Genomic DNA, 17,950 nt, shown 5'->3' on the forward strand with positions numbered 1-17,950 from the left:
TTAATAAGAGAAAAGCAGCCTACGCCTGAAGCCGGTACAGATATTCAACTCACATCATATTTATGAGTTGCTGATTTTTTTTAAGAAAATGACCTGACAATTTTTAATCACTCTTGCGGCTGTAACGTTAGTAAACGCTGAATAAATAATAAACAAGGCCCATGCGACAAAGCGCCATGCCTACTTCTCTGGCACACGCTCCGCAATTCCCGCTATAATCCCCAAAATTTCCAACCGGTTTAGAAACAATCATGACAAAACTCACCTTACAAGAGCAGATGCTGAAAGCGGGCCTGGTCAGCAGCAAAAAAGCGGCGAAAGTGCAGCGCACGGCAAAGAAATCACGCGTTCAGGCGCGCGAGGCTCGGGAAGCGGTAGAAGAGAACAAGAAAGCGCAGATCGAGCGCGACAAGCTGCTGAGCGAGCAGCAGAAGCAGGCCGTGCTGGCGAAAGAGTTTAAAGCGCAGGTGAAGCAGCTGATTGAGATGAACCGCATCACCGTGGCGAAAGGTAATATCACCTTTAACTTCACCGACGGCAATCTGATCAAAAAAATCGACGTCGACAAGCAAACCCAGGCTCAGCTGATTAATGGCCGTCTGGCGATTGCCCGTCTGGTCATCAACGCCAGCGGCGACTGTGAATACGCGATTATTCCGGCGGTGGTGGCCGATAAAATTGCCCAGCGCGATGCCGACAGCATCGTGTTAAACAGCGCGCTAAGTCAGGAAGAGCAGGACGAAGACGATCCGTACGCGGACTTCAAAATCCCTGACGATTTGATGTGGTAAACCGCCTTCAGAACGGGGCGGCGTGACGGGCGTTAACCGGCTCTCCGCTCACGGGATGAATAAAATTCAGTTCGCTTGCATGCAGCATCAGCCGGGGCGTTTTCTCAGCCCCCGGCGCTTCAAGACCGCCATACAGATCGCAGCCCAGAATCGGGTGCCCCAGCTGCTGACAGTGAATACGCAGCTGATGGGTTCGCCCGGTCTCCGGCGTAAGTATCACCCGCGTTAACGGCAGTCCCGTACCCTGATAAAACCGTTCCACCACCCGATAGCGGGAGCGGGCGGGTTTTCCGTTGATGGCGCAAATCGACATCAGCGGAAACAGCGCCGGGTCTTTGGCAATCGGCGCGTCTATTATTCCCTCGTCGTTTTCCACATGGCCGCAAAGCAGGGCGCTGTAGACCTTCTCCACGCTGCGCTGGCTGAATTGCTGGCACAGCGCCGCGTTGATGGCCTTATTGCGCGCAACCACCATCAGCCCGGACGTGCCGAAATCCAGACGGTGTACCAGCGTGCAGCCGGGGAACGTCTGGACCAGACGATAATGGACGGAATCAAGGTTTTGCGGATTTTTGCCCGAGAGGCTGAGCAGACCGGAAGGCTTATCGATCAGCAGCAGATGTTCATCCTGCCAGAGGATCTGAATGTCGTCGTGACACGGTGGGGCAATAAAAGAATCAATAATCGCAGACATCAGGCCGCCCGGCTGGAGAGTGGGAGCGGATGATAACGAAATGCGGGGAAAAGAAAAACCCTCCCACCAGGCGGTGAGAGGGCAAAATCTTAGGCTGCTACCAGGCTGTCGATGGCGGCTTTCGCATCGGTCTGCGCTTTGGTCGCCACTTCCGGACCGTAAGCGATACCTTCAGCGAACACGAAGTTCACGTCAGTGATGCCGATGAAGCCCAGGAACAGGCTCAGGTACGGCGCAACCAGGTCGGTTGGGGTGTCTTTATGGATACCGCCACGGCTGGTCAGTACGATTGCACGTTTACCTTTCACCAGACCTTCAGGGCCGTTCTCGGTGTAACGGAAGGTTACGCCAGCGCGCGCCACCAGGTCGAAGTAGTTCTTCAGCTGGGTAGGGATGTTGAAGTTGTACATTGGGGCGTTGATGACGATAACGTCGTGCGCCTGCAGCTCAGCAATCAGCTCGTCGGACAGGGCCAGGGCTTCCTGCTGACGTGGAGACAGCGGTGCATCGCTTGGGCGCAGCGCGCCAACCAGCTCGCCGTCCAGCACAGGAATTGGGTTTGCAGCCAGGTCACGCACGGTGATTTCGTCAGCGGAATGCTGTTCACGCCACTGTTCAACGAAGTAATCAGACAGCTGACCAGACTGAGAGTACCCTGCCAGAATACTGGATTTCAAAACTAATACTTTGCTCATGGGTGATTCCTGTTGTTGCATTTGATTGAAGGGGGTTGCCCCGTTGCTTGTTGACACTCTATTCACAATCCTGCCACAGAGATAGCGCAATATATCGAAGCCTATGTTCGAATTTTTTGAATAAGGCGCGAAAGGCGTCGATGTGGTACTCTATAGCAATCATTAAAAAGAGAGTTTATCAGGGCGTGTACTGCCCTTTAACGCTATGACAGAACAACAAAAATTAACCTTCCCGATGCTCCTGCAACAGCTTGATTCTCTGATGCTGCGCGATAAACAGCGCTTTGCCCGCCGTCTGCACGGCGTGAAGAAGGTTAAAAATCCTGATGCACAACAGGCCATTTACCAGGAGATGGCGAAAGAGATTGAACAGGCGGCAGGGAAAGTTGTGCTGCGCGAAGCCGCACGTCCGGCAATTACCTACCCGGAAAACCTGCCCGTCAGCCAGAAAAAACAGGACATCCTTGAGGCCGTCCGCGGCCACCAGGTGGTGATTGTTGCGGGGGAAACCGGCTCGGGGAAAACCACCCAGCTGCCGAAAATCTGTATGGAGCTGGGACGCGGGCTAAAAGGGCTTATTGGCCACACCCAGCCACGTCGACTCGCGGCGCGCACCGTGGCAAACCGTATTGCCGAAGAGCTGCAGACGGAGCCGGGCGGCTGCATCGGTTACAAGGTGCGATTCAGCGACCACGTTAGCGATAACACCATGGTCAAGCTGATGACCGACGGTATTCTGCTGGCGGAAATCCAGCAGGATCGCCTGCTGATGCAGTACGACACCATCATCATTGACGAAGCGCACGAGCGCAGCCTGAACATTGACTTCCTGCTCGGCTACCTGAAAGAGCTGCTGCCGCGTCGCCCGGATCTGAAAATCATCATCACCTCCGCGACCATCGACCCGGAGCGCTTCTCGAAGCATTTCAACAATGCGCCGATTATCGAGGTGTCAGGACGCACGTATCCGGTTGAAGTGCGCTATCGCCCGATTGTGGAAGAGGCGGACGATACCGAGCGCGACCAGCTGCAGGCTATCTTCGACGCCGTTGACGAGCTGGGCAACGAAAGCGCGGGCGACATTCTGATCTTCATGAGCGGCGAGCGCGAAATCCGCGACACCGCCGATGCGCTCAGCAAGCGCGACCTGCGCCACACGGAGATCCTGCCGCTTTACGCGCGCCTGTCAAACAGCGAGCAGAACCGCGTATTCCAGCCGCACGGCGGGCGACGCATCGTGCTGGCGACCAACGTGGCGGAAACCTCGCTGACCGTGCCGGGGATTAAATACGTGATCGACCCGGGCACGGCGCGCATCAGCCGCTACAGCTACCGCACGAAGGTCCAGCGGCTGCCGATTGAGCCGGTCTCCCAGGCGTCCGCTAACCAGCGTAAAGGCCGCTGCGGCCGCGTCTCGGAAGGGATCTGTATTCGTCTCTATTCCGAAGATGATTTCCTGTCGCGCCCGGAGTTTACCGACCCGGAAATTCTGCGTACCAACCTGGCGTCCGTTATCCTGCAGATGACCGCGCTGGGGCTGGGCGACATCGCGGCGTTCCCGTTCGTCGAAGCGCCGGATAAACGCAACATTCAGGACGGCGTGCGTCTGCTGGAAGAGCTCGGGGCGATCACCACCGACGAGCAGGCCACGGTCTACAAGCTGACGCCGCTCGGCCGCCAGCTCAGCCAGCTGCCGGTGGATCCGCGCCTGGCCCGTATGGTGCTGGAAGCGCAAAAGCACGGCTGCGTGCGCGAGGCGATGATCATTACCTCGGCGCTCTCCATTCAGGATCCGCGCGAGCGTCCGATGGACAAGCAGCAGGCGTCTGACGAAAAGCACCGTCGCTTCCACGACAAAGAGTCCGACTTCCTCGCCTTCGTAAACCTGTGGAACTATCTCGGCGAGCAGCAGAAAGCGCTCTCCTCGAACCAGTTCCGCCGCCAGTGCCGCGTGGATTTCCTCAACTACCTGCGCGTGCGCGAGTGGCAGGATATCTACACCCAGCTGCGCCAGGTGGTGAAAGAGCTGGGCATTCCGGTCAACAGCGAGCCGGCGGAGTACCGCGAGATTCATATCGCGCTGCTGACCGGCCTGCTGTCCCACATTGGGATGAAGGACGCCGAAAAGCAGGAATATACCGGCGCGCGCAACGCCCGTTTCTCCATCTTCCCCGGTTCCGGCCTGTTCAAGAAGCCGCCGAAATGGACCATGGTCGCCGAGCTGGTGGAAACCAGCCGCCTGTGGGGGCGCATTGCCGCGCGTATCGATCCGGAATGGGTGGAGCCGGTGGCGCAGCACCTGCTGAAACGCTCGTACAGCGAGCCGCACTGGGAGCGCGCGCAGGGCGCGGTGATGGCGACCGAAAAAGTGACCGTTTACGGCCTGCCGGTGGTCGCCGCACGTAAGGTCAACTACAGCCAGATTGACCCGGCGCTCAGCCGCGAGCTGTTTATCCGCCACGCGCTGGTGGAGGGGGACTGGCAGACGCGTCATGCGTTCTTCCGCGAAAACCTGAAGCTGCGCGCCGAAGTGGAGGAGCTTGAGCACAAGTCCCGCCGCCGCGACATTCTGGTGGACGACGAGGCGCTGTTTGAGTTTTACGACCAGCGCATCAGCCACGATGTTATCTCCGCCCGCCACTTCGACAGCTGGTGGAAGAAGGCCAGCAAAGAGACGCCGGACCTGCTCAACTTCGAAAAGAGCATGCTGATTAAAGAGGGGGCGGAGTCGGTCAGCAAGCTCGACTACCCGAACTTCTGGCATCAGGGCAACCTCAAGCTGCGTCTGACGTATCAGTTTGAACCGGGTGCCGACGCGGATGGCGTGACCGTTCATATTCCGCTGCCGCTGCTAAACCAGGTCGATGAGGGCGGGTTTGAGTGGCAAATCCCCGGCCTGCGCCGCGAGCTGGTGATTGCGCTGATCAAATCCCTGCCGAAACCGGTGCGCCGCAACTTTGTGCCTGCGCCAAACTATGCGGAAGCCTTTTTAGGCCGCGTCACGCCGCTGGAGCTGCCGCTGCTGGACGCGCTGGAGCGTGAATTCCGCCGCATGACCGGCACCACCATCGACCGCGAGGACTGGTACTGGGATCAGGTGCCCGATCACCTGAAAATCAGCTTCCGCGTGGTGGATGATAAAAACAAAAAGCTGCTGGAAGGACGTTCGCTGAGCGAGCTGAAAGAGTCGCTGAAAGGGAAAGTTCAGGAGACGCTTTCTGCGGTGGCGGACGACGGTATCGAGCAGAGCGGGCTGCATATCTGGAGCTTTGGTCAGCTTCCGGAAAGCTACGAACAGAAGCGCGGTAACTATAAGGTCAAAGCCTGGCCTGCACTGGTGGACGAGCGCGACAGCGTGGCGATCAAACTGTTTGATAATCCGCAGGAACAGCAGCAGATGATGTGGCGCGGGCTGCGTCGCCTGCTGCTGCTCAACATCCCGTCGCCGATCAAGTATTTGCACGAGAAGCTGCCGAACAAAGCCAAGCTCGGGCTGTACTTTAACCCGTACGGCAAGGTGCTGGATCTGATTGACGACTGCATCTCCTGCGGCGTGGACAAGCTGATCCACGAGGCGGGCGGTCCGGTCTGGACGGAAGAGGGCTTTGCTCAGCTTCATGAAAAGGTGCGCGCGGAGCTGAACGACACCGTGGTGGAGATAGCCAAACAGGTCGAGCAGATCCTCACCGCCGTGTTCAATATCAACAAGCGCCTGAAGGGGCGCGTGGATATGACCATGGCGCTGGGGCTCTCGGACGTGAAGGCGCAGATGGCGGGGCTGGTCTATCGCGGCTTCGTCACCGGCAACGGCTTTAAGCGTCTGGGCGATACGCTGCGTTATCTGCAGGCGATTGAAAAACGTCTGGAAAAAATGGCTATCGACCCGCACCGCGATCGCGCGCAGATGCTGAAAGTGGAGAGCGTGCAGCAGGCGTGGCAGCAGTGGTTAAACAAGCTGCCGCCGGCGCGCCGCGACGATGAAGACGTGCAGGCGATCCGCTGGATGATCGAGGAGCTGCGCGTCAGCTTCTTTGCCCAGCAGCTCGGTACGCCGTATCCGATTTCGGATAAGCGTATCCTGCAGGCGATGGAGCAGATTTCCGCTTAAAATCCTTGCCCGGTTTTCTCCCTCTCCCTGTGGGAGAGGGTCGGGGTGAGGGCATCAGGCCGCACAATTTTCACCCGTTCACCATTGCCAGCGTAAACCCATCCCATCCCTTAACCCCCACCGTTTGCAGCGCGGTGGCGGTTAGGCGCGGGTTATCCCCAATCATTTCGATAAAACGCCGCACCCCCAGCACGCGCGCGTCGTCGCTTTGCCCGTTAATCACTTCGCCATCGCGCACCACGTTATCGCCAATGATTATCGTGCCGGGACGTGAATAGTGCAGCGCCCACTCCAGATAGCCGGGATTGTTTGGCTTATCGGCATCAATAAAGATCAGGTCGAACGGCGGAACGTCACCGAAATTCTCCAGTGAGCTCAGCGCCGGGCCTTCAATCAGTTCAATGCGATCGTTCAGCCCCGCGAGGTGAATATTCTGGCGGGCCACATCGGCATGCGTCGGGTCAGCCTCGAGCGTAATCAGCTTTCCGTCCGGCGGCAGGGCGCGCGCCATCCAGATTGAGCTATAGGCGCCCAGCGTACCAATCTCAAGGATGCGTCTTGCCTGGGTCATGCGCACGAACAGCGCCAGCAGTTGCCCCTGATTGGCCGCAACATCGTGTTCGGGTAGCCCGGCGCGTTTATTGTTTTCCAGTACCTGATGAAGCACGTCATCGTCAGGGATTAGCGAAGAAATCATGTAATTATCTACTGCAGACCATTGTTGATGCATAGATTGACTCCTTGGGTTTTTCTCCCTCTCCCTGTGGGAGAGGGTCGGGGTGAGGGCATCAGCGCGCAAGGGGGGTCACGCGCTCTTCCAGCCGCCGCCCAGCGCCCTGTACAAATCGATCTGCGCCAGCAGCAGGTTATTTTTCACCTGCACTACGCTGGTCTGCACCGAGTACAGCGTGCGCTGCGCGTCCAGCACGTCCAGATAGGAGGAGTAGCCGTTGCGATTGCGGTTCTGCGCAATGCGCAGCGTCTCCTGCGCCACCTCCTGCTGGGCAAGCAGCTCCGTCAGCTGTTCCTGATAGCGCCTAATAGCATCAAGGCTGTTGTTCACTTCGGCAAACGCGTTGCGCACGGTTTTTTCATAGGCGTACAGCGCCTGGTTACGCTGGGACTGGGAAATATCAACCTGCGCATTCAGCGCCTGGCGGTTCAGCAGCGGGGCGAGAATACTGCCCCCGACGCTCCAGAGCTGAAGCGGGTTGTCCAGCAGGCCGGACAGGGTGCGATCCTGTATCGATCCGGTTGCGGTCAGGTTGATCGACGGCAGCAGGCTCGCGCGCGACGCGGCAAGCGAGGCGTCGGCCGCAACCAGCTGGCGTTCGGCCTGAACGATATCCGGGCGACGGTTCAGGAGCGTAGAAGGCAGCTGTGACGGCAGGGTCAGCGGCGTTAGCGCCTCAAAGCTTTCGCTGCGCGCTACCGCGCCGGGATTGCTTCCCAGCAGCAGGCTGAGGGCGTTCTCCTGCTGTGCAATCTGATGCTGCAGCACGGGAACCTGCGCTCGCGTCGAGCGGAGTTCGGAATCCGACTGCATCAGCTCCAGACGCGAGCTGTAGCCCGTCTCAAACTGACGTTTCGCGAGGTTAAATGCCTCTTCGCGCGATTTCAGCGTGGATTCGGTCACCCGCAGCTGTTCGTCAAGCGAGAGCAGGGTGACATACCCGGACGCAACGGAAGACGCGACGGTCAAATCCGCGGCGGCAGCGGCGGCTTTTTGCGCCGCCAGCGAGGCTTCGGCGGCACTGGCCGTGCTGCGGTTGACGCCCCAGATATCAACGTCATAGCTCGCCGTCAGGCTGCCTCTGTAAAGCGTGCCGTAGACCGGCAGCCCGGTCGCGGCGGATTGCGAACGGGCGCGGGTCCCCGTTACGCCTGCATCAAGCGACGGAAACAGGCTGCCGTCGGCCGCAAAGACCCGCGCCTGATACTCGTTAATCCGTTCGCGGGCGATCAGCACGTCGCTGTTGTTCTTTAGCGCCCGATCCACGTAGCGGTTGAGGTTGTTGTCATGAAAATTGCGCCACCAGAGCTGCTCCACCGGGCTGGCAGGGCCGGCGTCAGCACGCCACTGGGCGGGGATTTGCAGCGTCGGCTGCGCAGGTTTTACGTCGACGGACTGGCATCCGGCGAGCATTACCGCCAGCACCAGACCGGCTATCGGGCGAAGGGTCATTGTTTGCCCTCCCGCGTATCAATGGTCACCTGCACCGACATGCCCGGACGCAGCAGGGCGGACTCCTCAGGCTTGCCGAGCACCTCGATGCGCACCGGAATACGCTGGGCGATTTTGACAAAGTTGCCGGTGGCGTTGTCCGGCGTGATGGCGCTGAATTCAACTCCGGTTGCCGGCGAGATGCTCTCCACGCGGCCCTGATAGGCTTTGTTGTTCAGGGCATCGACGGTGAATTTGACAGGCTGGCCGACGCGCAGCTCCGCGAGCTGGGTCTCTTTAATATTGGCGATCACCCAGTGCTGCGGCGGAACCAGCGTGGTGAGGTGGGTCCCGGCGGTCACGTACGCCCCGAGACGCACGGCAATCTGGCCGAGCTGGCCGTCGCGCGGGGCGATTATGCGGGTGTTTTGCAGGTCTATCTGCGCCAGCTCCAGCGCCGCTTTCGCATTTTCGACATCCGCCTCCAGCGCGCCTCGGTTCACAATTACCGTCTGCAGATCCTGACGCGACATCTCAAGCAAGGCTTTGGCCTGCTCGATGTCGGCGCTGCCCTGGGCCGCGCTGGCCAGCGCCGCGTCGCGCTCGCGAATGGAAAGCGAGCCGTCCGCCGTCAAATCCTTCACGCGCTTTAAATCCGCCTGGGTTTTCAGGCTCTGGGCGCGGGCATTTTTCAGCGCCGCGTCGTTTTTGGCGATCGTCGCTTCGGCGCTTTTACGCTGCTGCAGGTTGTTATTGAGCGCGGCAATTTTCATCGCCAGCTGTGCCTCGGCCTGATGCACGCGCTGACGATAGATGCGGTCATCAATCTGCAGCAGCAGGTCGCCTTTTTTAACCTGCACAAAGTCCTGAACCTTCACCTCGGTGATATAGCCATTCACCTGGGGGCTGATAAACGTCGTCTGACCGCGCACGTAGGCGTTGTCGGTAAACTGCGCGTGGCGGGTGAACGGCGGAAGCTGCCACGCGTAAAGGATCACCAGCACGCCGACAATACCGATGGCAGCGGCGGTGAAAACGGAAACAATGCGCACATTTTTGCGGGTGTTGGCCTGCTCTTTGGCGGCATCCTGCTGACTCATAAACTCTCCAGAAATATTTCAATTATTTGTTGCCGGTGGCGTTCTTAAGCGCCATACGGGCAGTGATGCGCAGGCGCAGCAAGCGCCATAAAATCCAGACCAGCGTGGCGGCAGCGATGCCCGCCGTCAGCAGATAAGTATCGTTGTAAGCCAGAATATTCGCCTCAAGCGTCGTCACCGTTTGCAGCTGCGTGATCGCCTGCGTTCCCAGCAGCGAACTGTCGCCAATCAGGCTCCGGTACATCTGGGTGTAAATCTGGATACGCTCGTTGACCAGCGGATTGAGCGTGGTGAGCTGGTCCGCCAGCAGGCTGGAGTGGTACTTCTCGCGCCAGGTCTGGAAGGTTCCGAGGATCGCGGAACCCAGCAGGCCGCCGAGGTTCTGACTCATGCCGAACATCACCGAGAAGCTGACCAGGTTGCGCGGGTCGGCGATCACCCCGCCAATGGCGGCCAGCATGGCGGGCGCCAGGAAGAAGGCGCTGCCGAAGCCCAGCAGAAACTGGCTCAGCATCAGCTGATCCGGCCGGGTCAGGTTGTTGGACTGGCTGTCCAGCAGCGAGGCAACAATCATCAGCGCCAGGGAGGTGATGATTGGCCACGCCAGTTTGGTCGGCTTAATCGTGAGGCAACTGGTGACAATCCCGCAGACGATCCCGGCGAAAATGGACCACGCCAGGTGGGTCATCTGCTCGTTCTGTAACCCCACGTACTGCAGCCAGCCGATGACCCCGGTGTTTTGCTCTGCCAGCACGATACGGATCAGCAGCATGATGAGCCCCAGACGGACGATGCTGCCGCTCGACAGCCAGCGGGTGTTCAGCAGCGGGTTGGCGCGGTTATGTTCAAAGACGATGGAGGCCACAATCAGCACCAGCGACAGCGCCAGCGACCAGCCGATCCACGGCGCCTCGAACCACCAGTCTAGGCGGCCCAACGAGAGCACGGCGCAGAGCAGGGCCATTCCGGGGGCCATTAAAAAGAAGGTGATGAAGTCTTTCTTCTCAAAGACCTTTCGCCGATCGCCCGGGGGTAGTTTTAAGGCTATCACGCAGGCCAGGGAGATCAGCGCCAGCCCCAGCTCGAAGAAATAGAGCCCGCGCCACTCGTCCAGCTGCAGCAGTTCGGTGGAAAACAGGCGGGCCAGAGGAATGGCGAGCGACGACCCGGTAATCCCGATGGTGAGCGCCTTCAGGCGGTGCTTCGCAGGCCAGGCCTGGATCTGATAGTAAATCCCCAGCGAGCTGAGCGCGGCGGCCACCATCCCGTGCGCGGCGCGCACCATCAGCGCCGAGCTGAGATCGTTAACGAACAGGTGGAAAAAGGTCACCAGCACGTACAGCACCAGAAAACCTTCCGTGAAGGCGCGCAGACCGTACTGCTGGCGGAACTTGACCAGCAGCAGGTTGATGGAGATGTTGGTCATGACGTAGACCGCGGGAAGCCAGGCGATTTCGGTCGACCAGGCCCCGAAGGTTCCCTGCAGGTTTTGCAGGTTGGCGGTCACCACCGCATTTCCCAGCGCTCCCGTCAGGCACACCAGCAGGCCAACGACGCCGTAGGCAATGCGTTTTGGCGTACTGTGCTCGGGTGTGGAAGGCGAACCCAGCAGGGCGGGTTTCTCATGTGGCTGCCACTCGCGAGGAGCATAAGGGTCGCGTTCGGGCAGGCGCATAACGTCGTTTACCTTAGAAATAGTTGAATAATTAGCGGGCTAGCGATTCTACGTCTGCCGCAAATGATAATTCAAGTGAATATGATTTACGCATGTTAATCAAATGTAGAAGGGAAGTTTAAGGAAAAAGAGCGGCCCGATGTCGCCGTTGTGTTGAGAACCTGAAGTCGCTACCCTGAAGGGATAGAGAGAAGGAGTTCATCATGGAACAGCCCCATTTTCCCATCCTGCCGGATGCCACGCTGGCGGCCATCAATACTGTCGGTGAATGGCTGGCGCAGGACGACCTGAGCGACAGCCGCCAGCCCCCGGACGTCGATGTGGTGATCCTGGCAGGGAACGCGGTGATCCCGACCATTGATACGGCCTGCCGTATTGCCGCGCAGAGAGACATCCCGCTCCTGATTAGCGGCGGTATTGGTCATTCAACCGCGTTTTTATATGCCGCTATCGGCAGTCATCCGCGTTATCACACCTTGCCCGTCGAAGGGCGGGCGGAAGCGAGCATTCTTGCCGACATTGCGCGGGAGTTCTGGCAGATCCCCGAGACGCGCCTGTGGATTGAGGATCAATCCACCAACTGCGGTGAGAACGCGCGTTTTAGCTGGAACATGCTGAAACAGCATCAGCGAGCGACCGGGCGGGTGCTGGTGGTACAGGACCCGACGATGCAGCGCCGTACGATGGCAACGTTTACCCGCGTATGTCGGGATGAGCCCTTGTCACCGCAGTGGATAAGCCATCCCGGGTTTACGCCAACGCTGCAGAATGGCAAAGAGGGCGCGGAGTTTAGCGCGGGCAATAGCGGACTCTGGCCCGTTGACCGCTACCTGTCACTGGTTTTGGGGGAGCTGCCGCGTTTGTATGATGACGTTAACGGCTATGGCCCGGCCGGGCGGGATTTTATCGCGCACGTTGAATTCCCGGATGCTGTGATTGCCGCATGGGGACAGTTACAGCAGGACCCGGTTCTGAAGGGGGCGCGTAAAATAATCTAAGCACGGAACCATTCCCTCGCCCCATTGGGGAGAGGGTTAGGGTGAGGGGAAAATCACAGCGCCGCAAACTTATCCAGCGTCCGCACCAGCTGCGTCACAAAACCGTACTCGTTGTCATACCACGCTACCGCTTTCACCAGCTGCAGCTCTCCCGCTTCTGACACCTCCGTCTGCGTGGCGTCAAACACCGAACCATAATGCGAGCCAATCACATCGGACGACACAATCTCTTCGTCGGTATACCCGAACGATTTATTGCCCTGCGTCGCCTTTTTCAGCGCGGTGTTGATCTCCTCAACGGTCACTTTCTTGCCCAGAATCGCCACCAGCTCGGTTACTGAACCCGTCTTTACCGGCACGCGCTGCGCGTGGCCCTTCAGCTTGCCGCTGAGCGCAGGGATCACCAGACCGATGGCCTTTGCCGCACCGGTGGTGTGGGGAATGATATTCTCTGCCGCCGCCCGCGAGGCGCGAAGGTCTTTTCCGCGCGGGCCATCCACCAGCGCCTGCGTACCGGTATAGGCATGAATGGTGGTCATGGTGCCCACTTTTATTTCAAACGCATCGTTCAGGGCTTTCGCCAGCGGGGCGAGGCAGTTGGTGGTGCAGGATGCGACGGAAATAATGGTGTCACTGGCGTCAATGGTGTCGTCATTCACGCTGTAGACGATGGTTTTCATCTCGCCCGCAGGCGCAGAGATCAGCACTTTCTTCGCGCCGGCGTCCAGGTGCGCCCGTGATTTCTCTTCAGAGGTATAAAAGCCGGTGCACTCCACGACGATATCCACGCCTGCGGCTTTCCACGGAATGTGCTTCGCCTCTTTTTCGGCGTACACCGCAATGGTTTTACCGTCGACAATCAGCGCATCCTCGGTGAAATCGACGCTCCACGGGAAGCCACCGTAGTTGGAATCATGCCTGAGCAGGTAGGCCAGCACTTTCGGTGAGGTGAGGTCGTTGATGGCGACGACGGTATTGCTGTCCTGGGTTTCAAGAAGGCGACGCAGTACAAGGCGCCCAATGCGTCCAAAGCCGTTAATGCCAATTTTACTCATGGTGTTCTCCTGTAAACGTGTCGATGCGACAGTTTGAACTCATCCAGGCTTAGACCATCACGGGCAGGGCGGCAATTGAAGATGCTTCATGCGGGAGGAAGTATTTGAAAAACCATACAGAAAAGTTAATGAATTTTTAAGGAAAGGAGATTATGTTGGCGCGATAACTGTTTTTTAATCGGGAAATCACATGCGCAATAAATATACAAGCCTGCAAATCGGCATCCACTGGCTGGTGTTTCTGTTAATCATCGTCGCCTACTGCGCCATGGAGTTCAAAGGTTTCTTCCCGCGCACCGCGCGTCCAGCGATCAATATGATCCACGTCTCGTGCGGTATCAGTATCCTGGTGCTGATGGTGACGCGTCTGCTGGTTCGCCTGAAATTCCGCGCGCCGCCGATTCAGCCAAAGCCAAAAGCGATGGTGACGGGGATGTCCCATCTGGGGCACCTGGTGGTGTATCTGCTGTTTATTGCGCTGCCGCTGATTGGCATTGTGATGATGTACAACCGGGGCAGCGACTGGTTTGCTTTCGGCCTGGCGATGCCGCATGCGGCGGAGTCCAATTTCGACCTGGTTGATATGTTGAAAGAATGGCACGAGACGCTGGCGAACCTGGGCTATTTTGTGATTGGCCTGCACGCGGCGGCGGCGCTGATGCATCACTATTTCTGGAAAGATAATACTCTTCTGCGCATGATGCCGAAAAAGCGTTCGTAGTCTTTAACGCTTGCCGGGTGGCGCAGCGCCACCCGGCTTGTTTTTTAACCCAGCAGCGCACGCTCTTCGGCAGTTAACGCCAGCGCTTGCGTTGACCCCGTCTCCGACGACTTCACCGCCGCTTCCAGCACGGCCATGACCGCCAGTGCCTCAACAGGGTGGACAGGATTGGTGATTTTCCCGAGCAGCGCATCACGTACGTTGACGTAATACTGGCGCTGATCGCCTTTCGGGGTAGGGATCGTCTGCGGTGCGCCGTCGGCCCCAAAGAACACCATGCTGTCGCTGTCTTCGCCCCAGGTTTCACTGCCGGGGGTCACCCCTGCGAGCAGCTGCGCTTCCTGCTGGTCGATTCTGGCTTTCACCACGCTGCCCTTGTCCCCGTGGACGGTAAAGCGCGCCGTACCGCCAGCAACCAGCATGCTGGCGTGCAGAATGACCTTATGCTCCGGGTAGTTTAAGACCACGTGCGCCCAGTCGTTAATTTCTGCGCCGTCGCGCAGCGTCGCGATATTCCCCTGAACCGACTCCGGCAGGCCAAAGAGCTGAAGCGTCTGGTCAATCAGGTGAGGGCCCAGATCAAACCACAGACCGCTCCCGGGGACGTTCTGCTCGCGCCAGCGCACGCGCACTTCCGGGCGGAAGCGGTCGATGTGCGATTCCAGGTGTTTAACCTTGCCGAGCGTGCCTTGTTCAATAATCTGCTTAATGCCGAGGAAATCGCTGTCCCAGCGGCGGTTGTGGAAGACGGAGAGCAGCAGCTGCTTTTCATCCGCCAGCGCAATGAGGTCGCGGGCTTCCTGCATATCGAGGGTAAAAGGCTTGTCCACGACCACGTGTTTCCCCGAGTTCAGGGCCAGCGTCGCCAGCGGGGCGTGCGTGGCGTTGGGGGAAGCAATCACCACCAGATCGATATCAGGATGCTGAATGGCCTCTTCCGGTGTCGCTACCACCTGTACGTCCGGCAGATCGCGTTTAACCTTCTCTTCATCACGAGAAGAGACCACGGCCAGCTTAATCCCGTCCACCGACTGGATCAGCGGGGCATGGAAGGTTTTACCGACAAATCCATACCCGATCAGCGCAATGTTGATTGTTTGAACTTTACTCATGACCTTCTCCACGTTAATTGGCGCACACCGTAACCTGCAGTGCGCTATGGTCCCCAAGCTCAGGCCAGGGACGATCTAAAAAGAGTTGTTGAATGCTGGATAACCCGGAAACCAGATACGGCTCGCAGCGGTTAATTTTCAGGTGGTCGGCGACAATCCAGTGCGCGTGGCTTGCGTCCAGCATCGCGCGTTTAACCTCGGCATCCGCTTCTTTACCGGCGCTCAAACCGAGTTCGGCATGAATGGCGCACGCCCCAAGAATGGCGATATCTGCCCGATAACGGGACAGCAAAGACAGCGTGGCGCTGCCGGCAAACAGTCGCTGCTTGTGGTCCCATTTCCCGCCGAGCAGGATCAGCTCAACGTCTTCCCGGTCGCTAAAATGCTGGGCGATATCCAGCGAGGGGGTAATAACGGTGAGCGGTCCCTGAAGAAAGGTGGCGACGGCCATCACCGTGCTTCCGGCATCCAGAAACAGGGTGGAGCCCGGTGGAACCTGCTGTGCGACCTGTTTACCCAGGCGCTGTTTGGTCTCCGGCAGCAGCGTATTGCGGCCCTGACGGTTCATGGCGGAGAGGTTGAGCGCGATGGCGCCGCCGTGGTTCTTCTGCGCAAGGCCCTGGTTTTCCAGGTCGGTCAGATCCCGACGAATGGTATCCGCCGAAACCTGCAGTTTTTCAGCCAGGTCGGTGATGCTGGCCTGGCCTTGCTCGCTGAGGATATCCAGGACGTAGCGTTGACGAGCGGTTTTGTGCATGGGGTACATTCCTGCAAAATGTCGCAATATCTTGCATAATACAGCATTTTGACGCAGAGAGAAGGGGAATGTCCTCAGGACGATGTGCAGCGGCGTGATAATTCAGATGGGTGATTATTGAAATTTTATTAAGGGGGTATAAGGAAGCCGTTTTGAATGTTAATCACAATGTTATTGTTATGTTTTATTTAACGATTTGGGTTATGTAACCAGCGTAACGCCATTGAGTGGTGTTAAATGCTGTTTAATGGAAATTACGAAGGGTTTAATTGCTTTAATTAGTTTTTTAAGAGTTTTTAATTTTAAATATATCCCTTTGGCTACGTAAACTGACACTTCTTTGAAAATCTTTGTGTCTGACTCGCGCTGAAATTAACGCAAAAATGTGCACGGAGGGAATTAAGAATTTTCCTTAGATAACAGAGAGTTTATATGTTTCATCTGAAAGGATACTTTTAGAGTTTTGTCCAGAAACCCCATATTTTTTCTTGCTTGTAACACCACATTAACATTGTGGCTGTAGTGGGGTATAACACATTTTGTTATGCTGCTAACCAGTTTAAGAAATAAGTAAATTCTTAATTGAAATAAGATGCGGGCAGATCTCATCTCCGATGGAAATGGGTATGGGGAGTATTACCTGAAATTCAGCAAGGTAGCTAAATAAGATATTTGTCTAATTATCTGTACCTCTTTTTGGGTATTTGCTTGAGTATCACTCAGAGTCAGGGAGATAACATGACGATATTACGAAAGCCTATGTTACGCCGATTTACAGCAGCACTGGCATTCATTTCATTAGCCATAAATATGGCTTTCGCCAATAGTAATCAGGTAGGTATTGCCCCGGTGGCAACCACAACCTTAAAAGAAAGTATTCTTTTTGCGATCGATCGCGATCCGTCAATTAGCCAGCAGGCCGCGCAATTAGGTATTGGCCAGGCACAAATAGATGAAGCGCGCAGCGGCTGGATGCCGCAAATATCGTTGAACGGAAGTACGGGGCACAGCCAGACCACCGATTCCAGCGGGTCGCTGAAGAATTCAGCCGCCTGGGGGCTGAGCCTGACGCAGCTGCTGTACGATTTTGGCAAGACCAATAACAGTATCAGCCAGTCCTCCGCCCAGCGCGATAGCTACCGCTATCAGCTGATGGGCACGCTTTCGGACGTGGCGGAAAAAACGGCGCTGAGCTACGTCGAGGTCAAACGCTATTCCGATCTGCTGCAGGCGGCAATAGATAACGTGCAGGCGCTCAAGAACGTCGAGCAGCTGGCAAAGCTTCGCGCAGACGCGGGCGTGAGTTCCACCTCCGATGAGCTTCAGACCCGCACGCGCATTGCCGGCATGCAGGCGACGGTCGCGCAGTATCGCGCCGCCTTAAACAGCGCGCGCGCCAGGCTTGCGGTATTAACCGGCATGCAGGCAGAGGCCTATTCGCCGGTGCCCGCGAATCTTGCCGTGGAGCCGGACTCGCTCAACCGCATCGATTATTCCCTGATACCGGCGGTGATGGCCGCGCAGAACATGGAACGCTCGGCTCAGTATGGCGTGGAAACGGCGAAGTCCCAGCACTGGCCTACGCTAAGCCTGAGGGGGGGGCGCACCCGTTATGAATCGGACAACCGTTCCTACTGGGACGACCAGATACAGCTCAATATCGACGCGCCGCTGTATCAGGGGGGCGCGGTTTCCGCGCGCGTTCGACAGGCGGAAGGCGCACGGGCCATGGCCTCCTCTCAGGTCGATCAGGCGCGTTTCGATGTCCTGCAAAAGGCCTCCGTCGCGCAGGCTGACTGGACCGGCGCGCGGGGACGAATGGAGGCGGGGAAGCAGCAGCTGGAAAATGCGCTGCGGGCCCGCGATGTTTATAAAAATGAATACACCCTGAGCAAGCGGAGCATTAACGATCTGCTCAGCGTTGAGCAGGATGTCTGGCAGGCCACCTCAGCGAAAATAATCGCCGAGTATGACGGCTGGAGTTCGGCAATTAATTATGCTTCCGCGGTTGATAATTTAATGCCGCTTATTGGAATAGAGAAAAACGCTGCCGCAAAATTACCCGACTTGAGTTAATAAA

14 protein-coding genes are annotated in these 17,950 nt (G+C 57.6%); 5 read left to right on the top strand and 9 right to left on the bottom strand.

Annotation, left to right across the window (positions count from 1 at the left end; all coding sequences use genetic code 11):
- Nucleotides 1-251: 251 nt before the first annotated feature.
- Nucleotides 252-791 carry a DUF2058 domain-containing protein gene (locus LBF07_RS22805; protein ID WP_023311631.1) on the top strand — a complete coding sequence of 180 codons (540 nt, stop codon included), beginning with the start codon at nt 252-254 and terminating at the stop codon, nt 789-791.
- A 7-nt stretch (nt 792-798) separates the two neighbouring features.
- Here LBF07_RS22805 and LBF07_RS22810 read toward each other — a convergent pair whose 3' ends face one another.
- Entirely contained in the window at nt 799-1,485 is a 687-nt protein-coding gene (locus LBF07_RS22810; RefSeq protein WP_033145469.1) for an RluA family pseudouridine synthase, read from the bottom strand.
- 89 nt (nt 1,486-1,574) lie between these two features.
- Complete coding sequence (gene azoR / locus LBF07_RS22815) at nt 1,575-2,180, bottom strand: FMN-dependent NADH-azoreductase (protein WP_008502313.1); 606 nt, start codon at nt 2,178-2,180, stop codon at nt 1,575-1,577.
- 205 nt (nt 2,181-2,385) lie between these two features.
- Here azoR and hrpA point away from each other — a divergent pair, with 205 nt between their 5' ends.
- The gene (hrpA, locus tag LBF07_RS22820) at nt 2,386-6,288 is read left to right on the top strand and encodes an ATP-dependent RNA helicase HrpA (protein WP_094935251.1); all 3,903 of its coding nucleotides are present in this window, start codon (nt 2,386-2,388) and stop codon (nt 6,286-6,288) included.
- A gap of 70 nt (nt 6,289-6,358) precedes the next feature.
- Here the strand turns inward: hrpA and LBF07_RS22825 are convergent, their stop codons facing one another.
- From LBF07_RS22825 to LBF07_RS22840, 4 genes are all read right to left on the bottom strand, one after another.
- Nucleotides 6,359-7,018, bottom strand: coding sequence for an O-methyltransferase (locus tag LBF07_RS22825; protein WP_094935252.1), 660 nt, complete (start codon nt 7,016-7,018; stop codon nt 6,359-6,361).
- Nucleotides 7,019-7,093: 75 nt separating this feature from the next.
- A complete protein-coding gene (locus tag LBF07_RS22830) occupies nt 7,094-8,473 on the bottom strand; it encodes an efflux transporter outer membrane subunit (protein WP_094935253.1) in 1,380 nt (459 codons plus the stop codon).
- Nucleotides 8,470-9,552, bottom strand: a complete 1,083-nt coding sequence (locus LBF07_RS22835; RefSeq protein WP_039262559.1) for an HlyD family secretion protein — start codon at nt 9,550-9,552, stop codon at nt 8,470-8,472. The genes LBF07_RS22830 and LBF07_RS22835 overlap by 4 nt, the downstream gene beginning before the upstream one ends.
- Nucleotides 9,553-9,574: 22 nt before the next feature.
- Nucleotides 9,575-11,227 (bottom strand): MFS transporter, encoded by a 1,653-nt coding sequence (locus LBF07_RS22840; protein WP_094935254.1) that lies wholly within the window; start codon nt 11,225-11,227, stop codon nt 9,575-9,577.
- Nucleotides 11,228-11,430: 203 nt separating this feature from the next.
- Between LBF07_RS22840 and LBF07_RS22845 the strand changes: the two genes are divergently transcribed.
- A complete protein-coding gene (locus LBF07_RS22845; RefSeq protein ID WP_094935255.1) occupies nt 11,431-12,225 on the top strand; it encodes a YdcF family protein in 795 nt (264 codons plus the stop codon).
- A gap of 53 nt (nt 12,226-12,278) precedes the next feature.
- Here LBF07_RS22845 and gap read toward each other — a convergent pair whose 3' ends face one another.
- Nucleotides 12,279-13,280: a type I glyceraldehyde-3-phosphate dehydrogenase gene (gene gap / locus LBF07_RS22850; protein WP_094935256.1), complete on the bottom strand. Its 1,002-nt coding sequence runs from the start codon at nt 13,278-13,280 to the stop codon at nt 12,279-12,281.
- Between the two features lie 190 nt (nt 13,281-13,470).
- Between gap and cybB the strand changes: the two genes are divergently transcribed.
- Entirely contained in the window at nt 13,471-14,001 is a 531-nt protein-coding gene (cybB, locus tag LBF07_RS22855) for a cytochrome b561 (protein ID WP_094935257.1), read from the top strand.
- A gap of 44 nt (nt 14,002-14,045) precedes the next feature.
- Here cybB and LBF07_RS22860 read toward each other — a convergent pair whose 3' ends face one another.
- Both LBF07_RS22860 and LBF07_RS22865 read right to left on the bottom strand, forming a co-directional pair.
- Entirely contained in the window at nt 14,046-15,113 is a 1,068-nt protein-coding gene (locus LBF07_RS22860; RefSeq protein ID WP_094935258.1) for an oxidoreductase, read from the bottom strand.
- Nucleotides 15,114-15,126: 13 nt separating this feature from the next.
- Nucleotides 15,127-15,870: a DeoR/GlpR family DNA-binding transcription regulator gene (locus LBF07_RS22865; protein ID WP_047061832.1), complete on the bottom strand. Its 744-nt coding sequence runs from the start codon at nt 15,868-15,870 to the stop codon at nt 15,127-15,129.
- Nucleotides 15,871-16,608: 738 nt separating this feature from the next.
- On the opposite strand from LBF07_RS22865, the gene LBF07_RS22870 reads away from it, so the two are divergent.
- Entirely contained in the window at nt 16,609-17,946 is a 1,338-nt protein-coding gene (locus LBF07_RS22870) for a TolC family outer membrane protein (RefSeq protein ID WP_094935259.1), read from the top strand.
- The last annotated feature ends 4 nt before the right edge of the window (nt 17,947-17,950 follow it).

Source organism: Enterobacter cloacae complex sp. ECL352 (assembly GCF_020149545.1).
In the GTDB taxonomy this organism is placed as follows: Bacteria; Pseudomonadota; Gammaproteobacteria; order Enterobacterales; family Enterobacteriaceae; genus Enterobacter; species Enterobacter asburiae_B.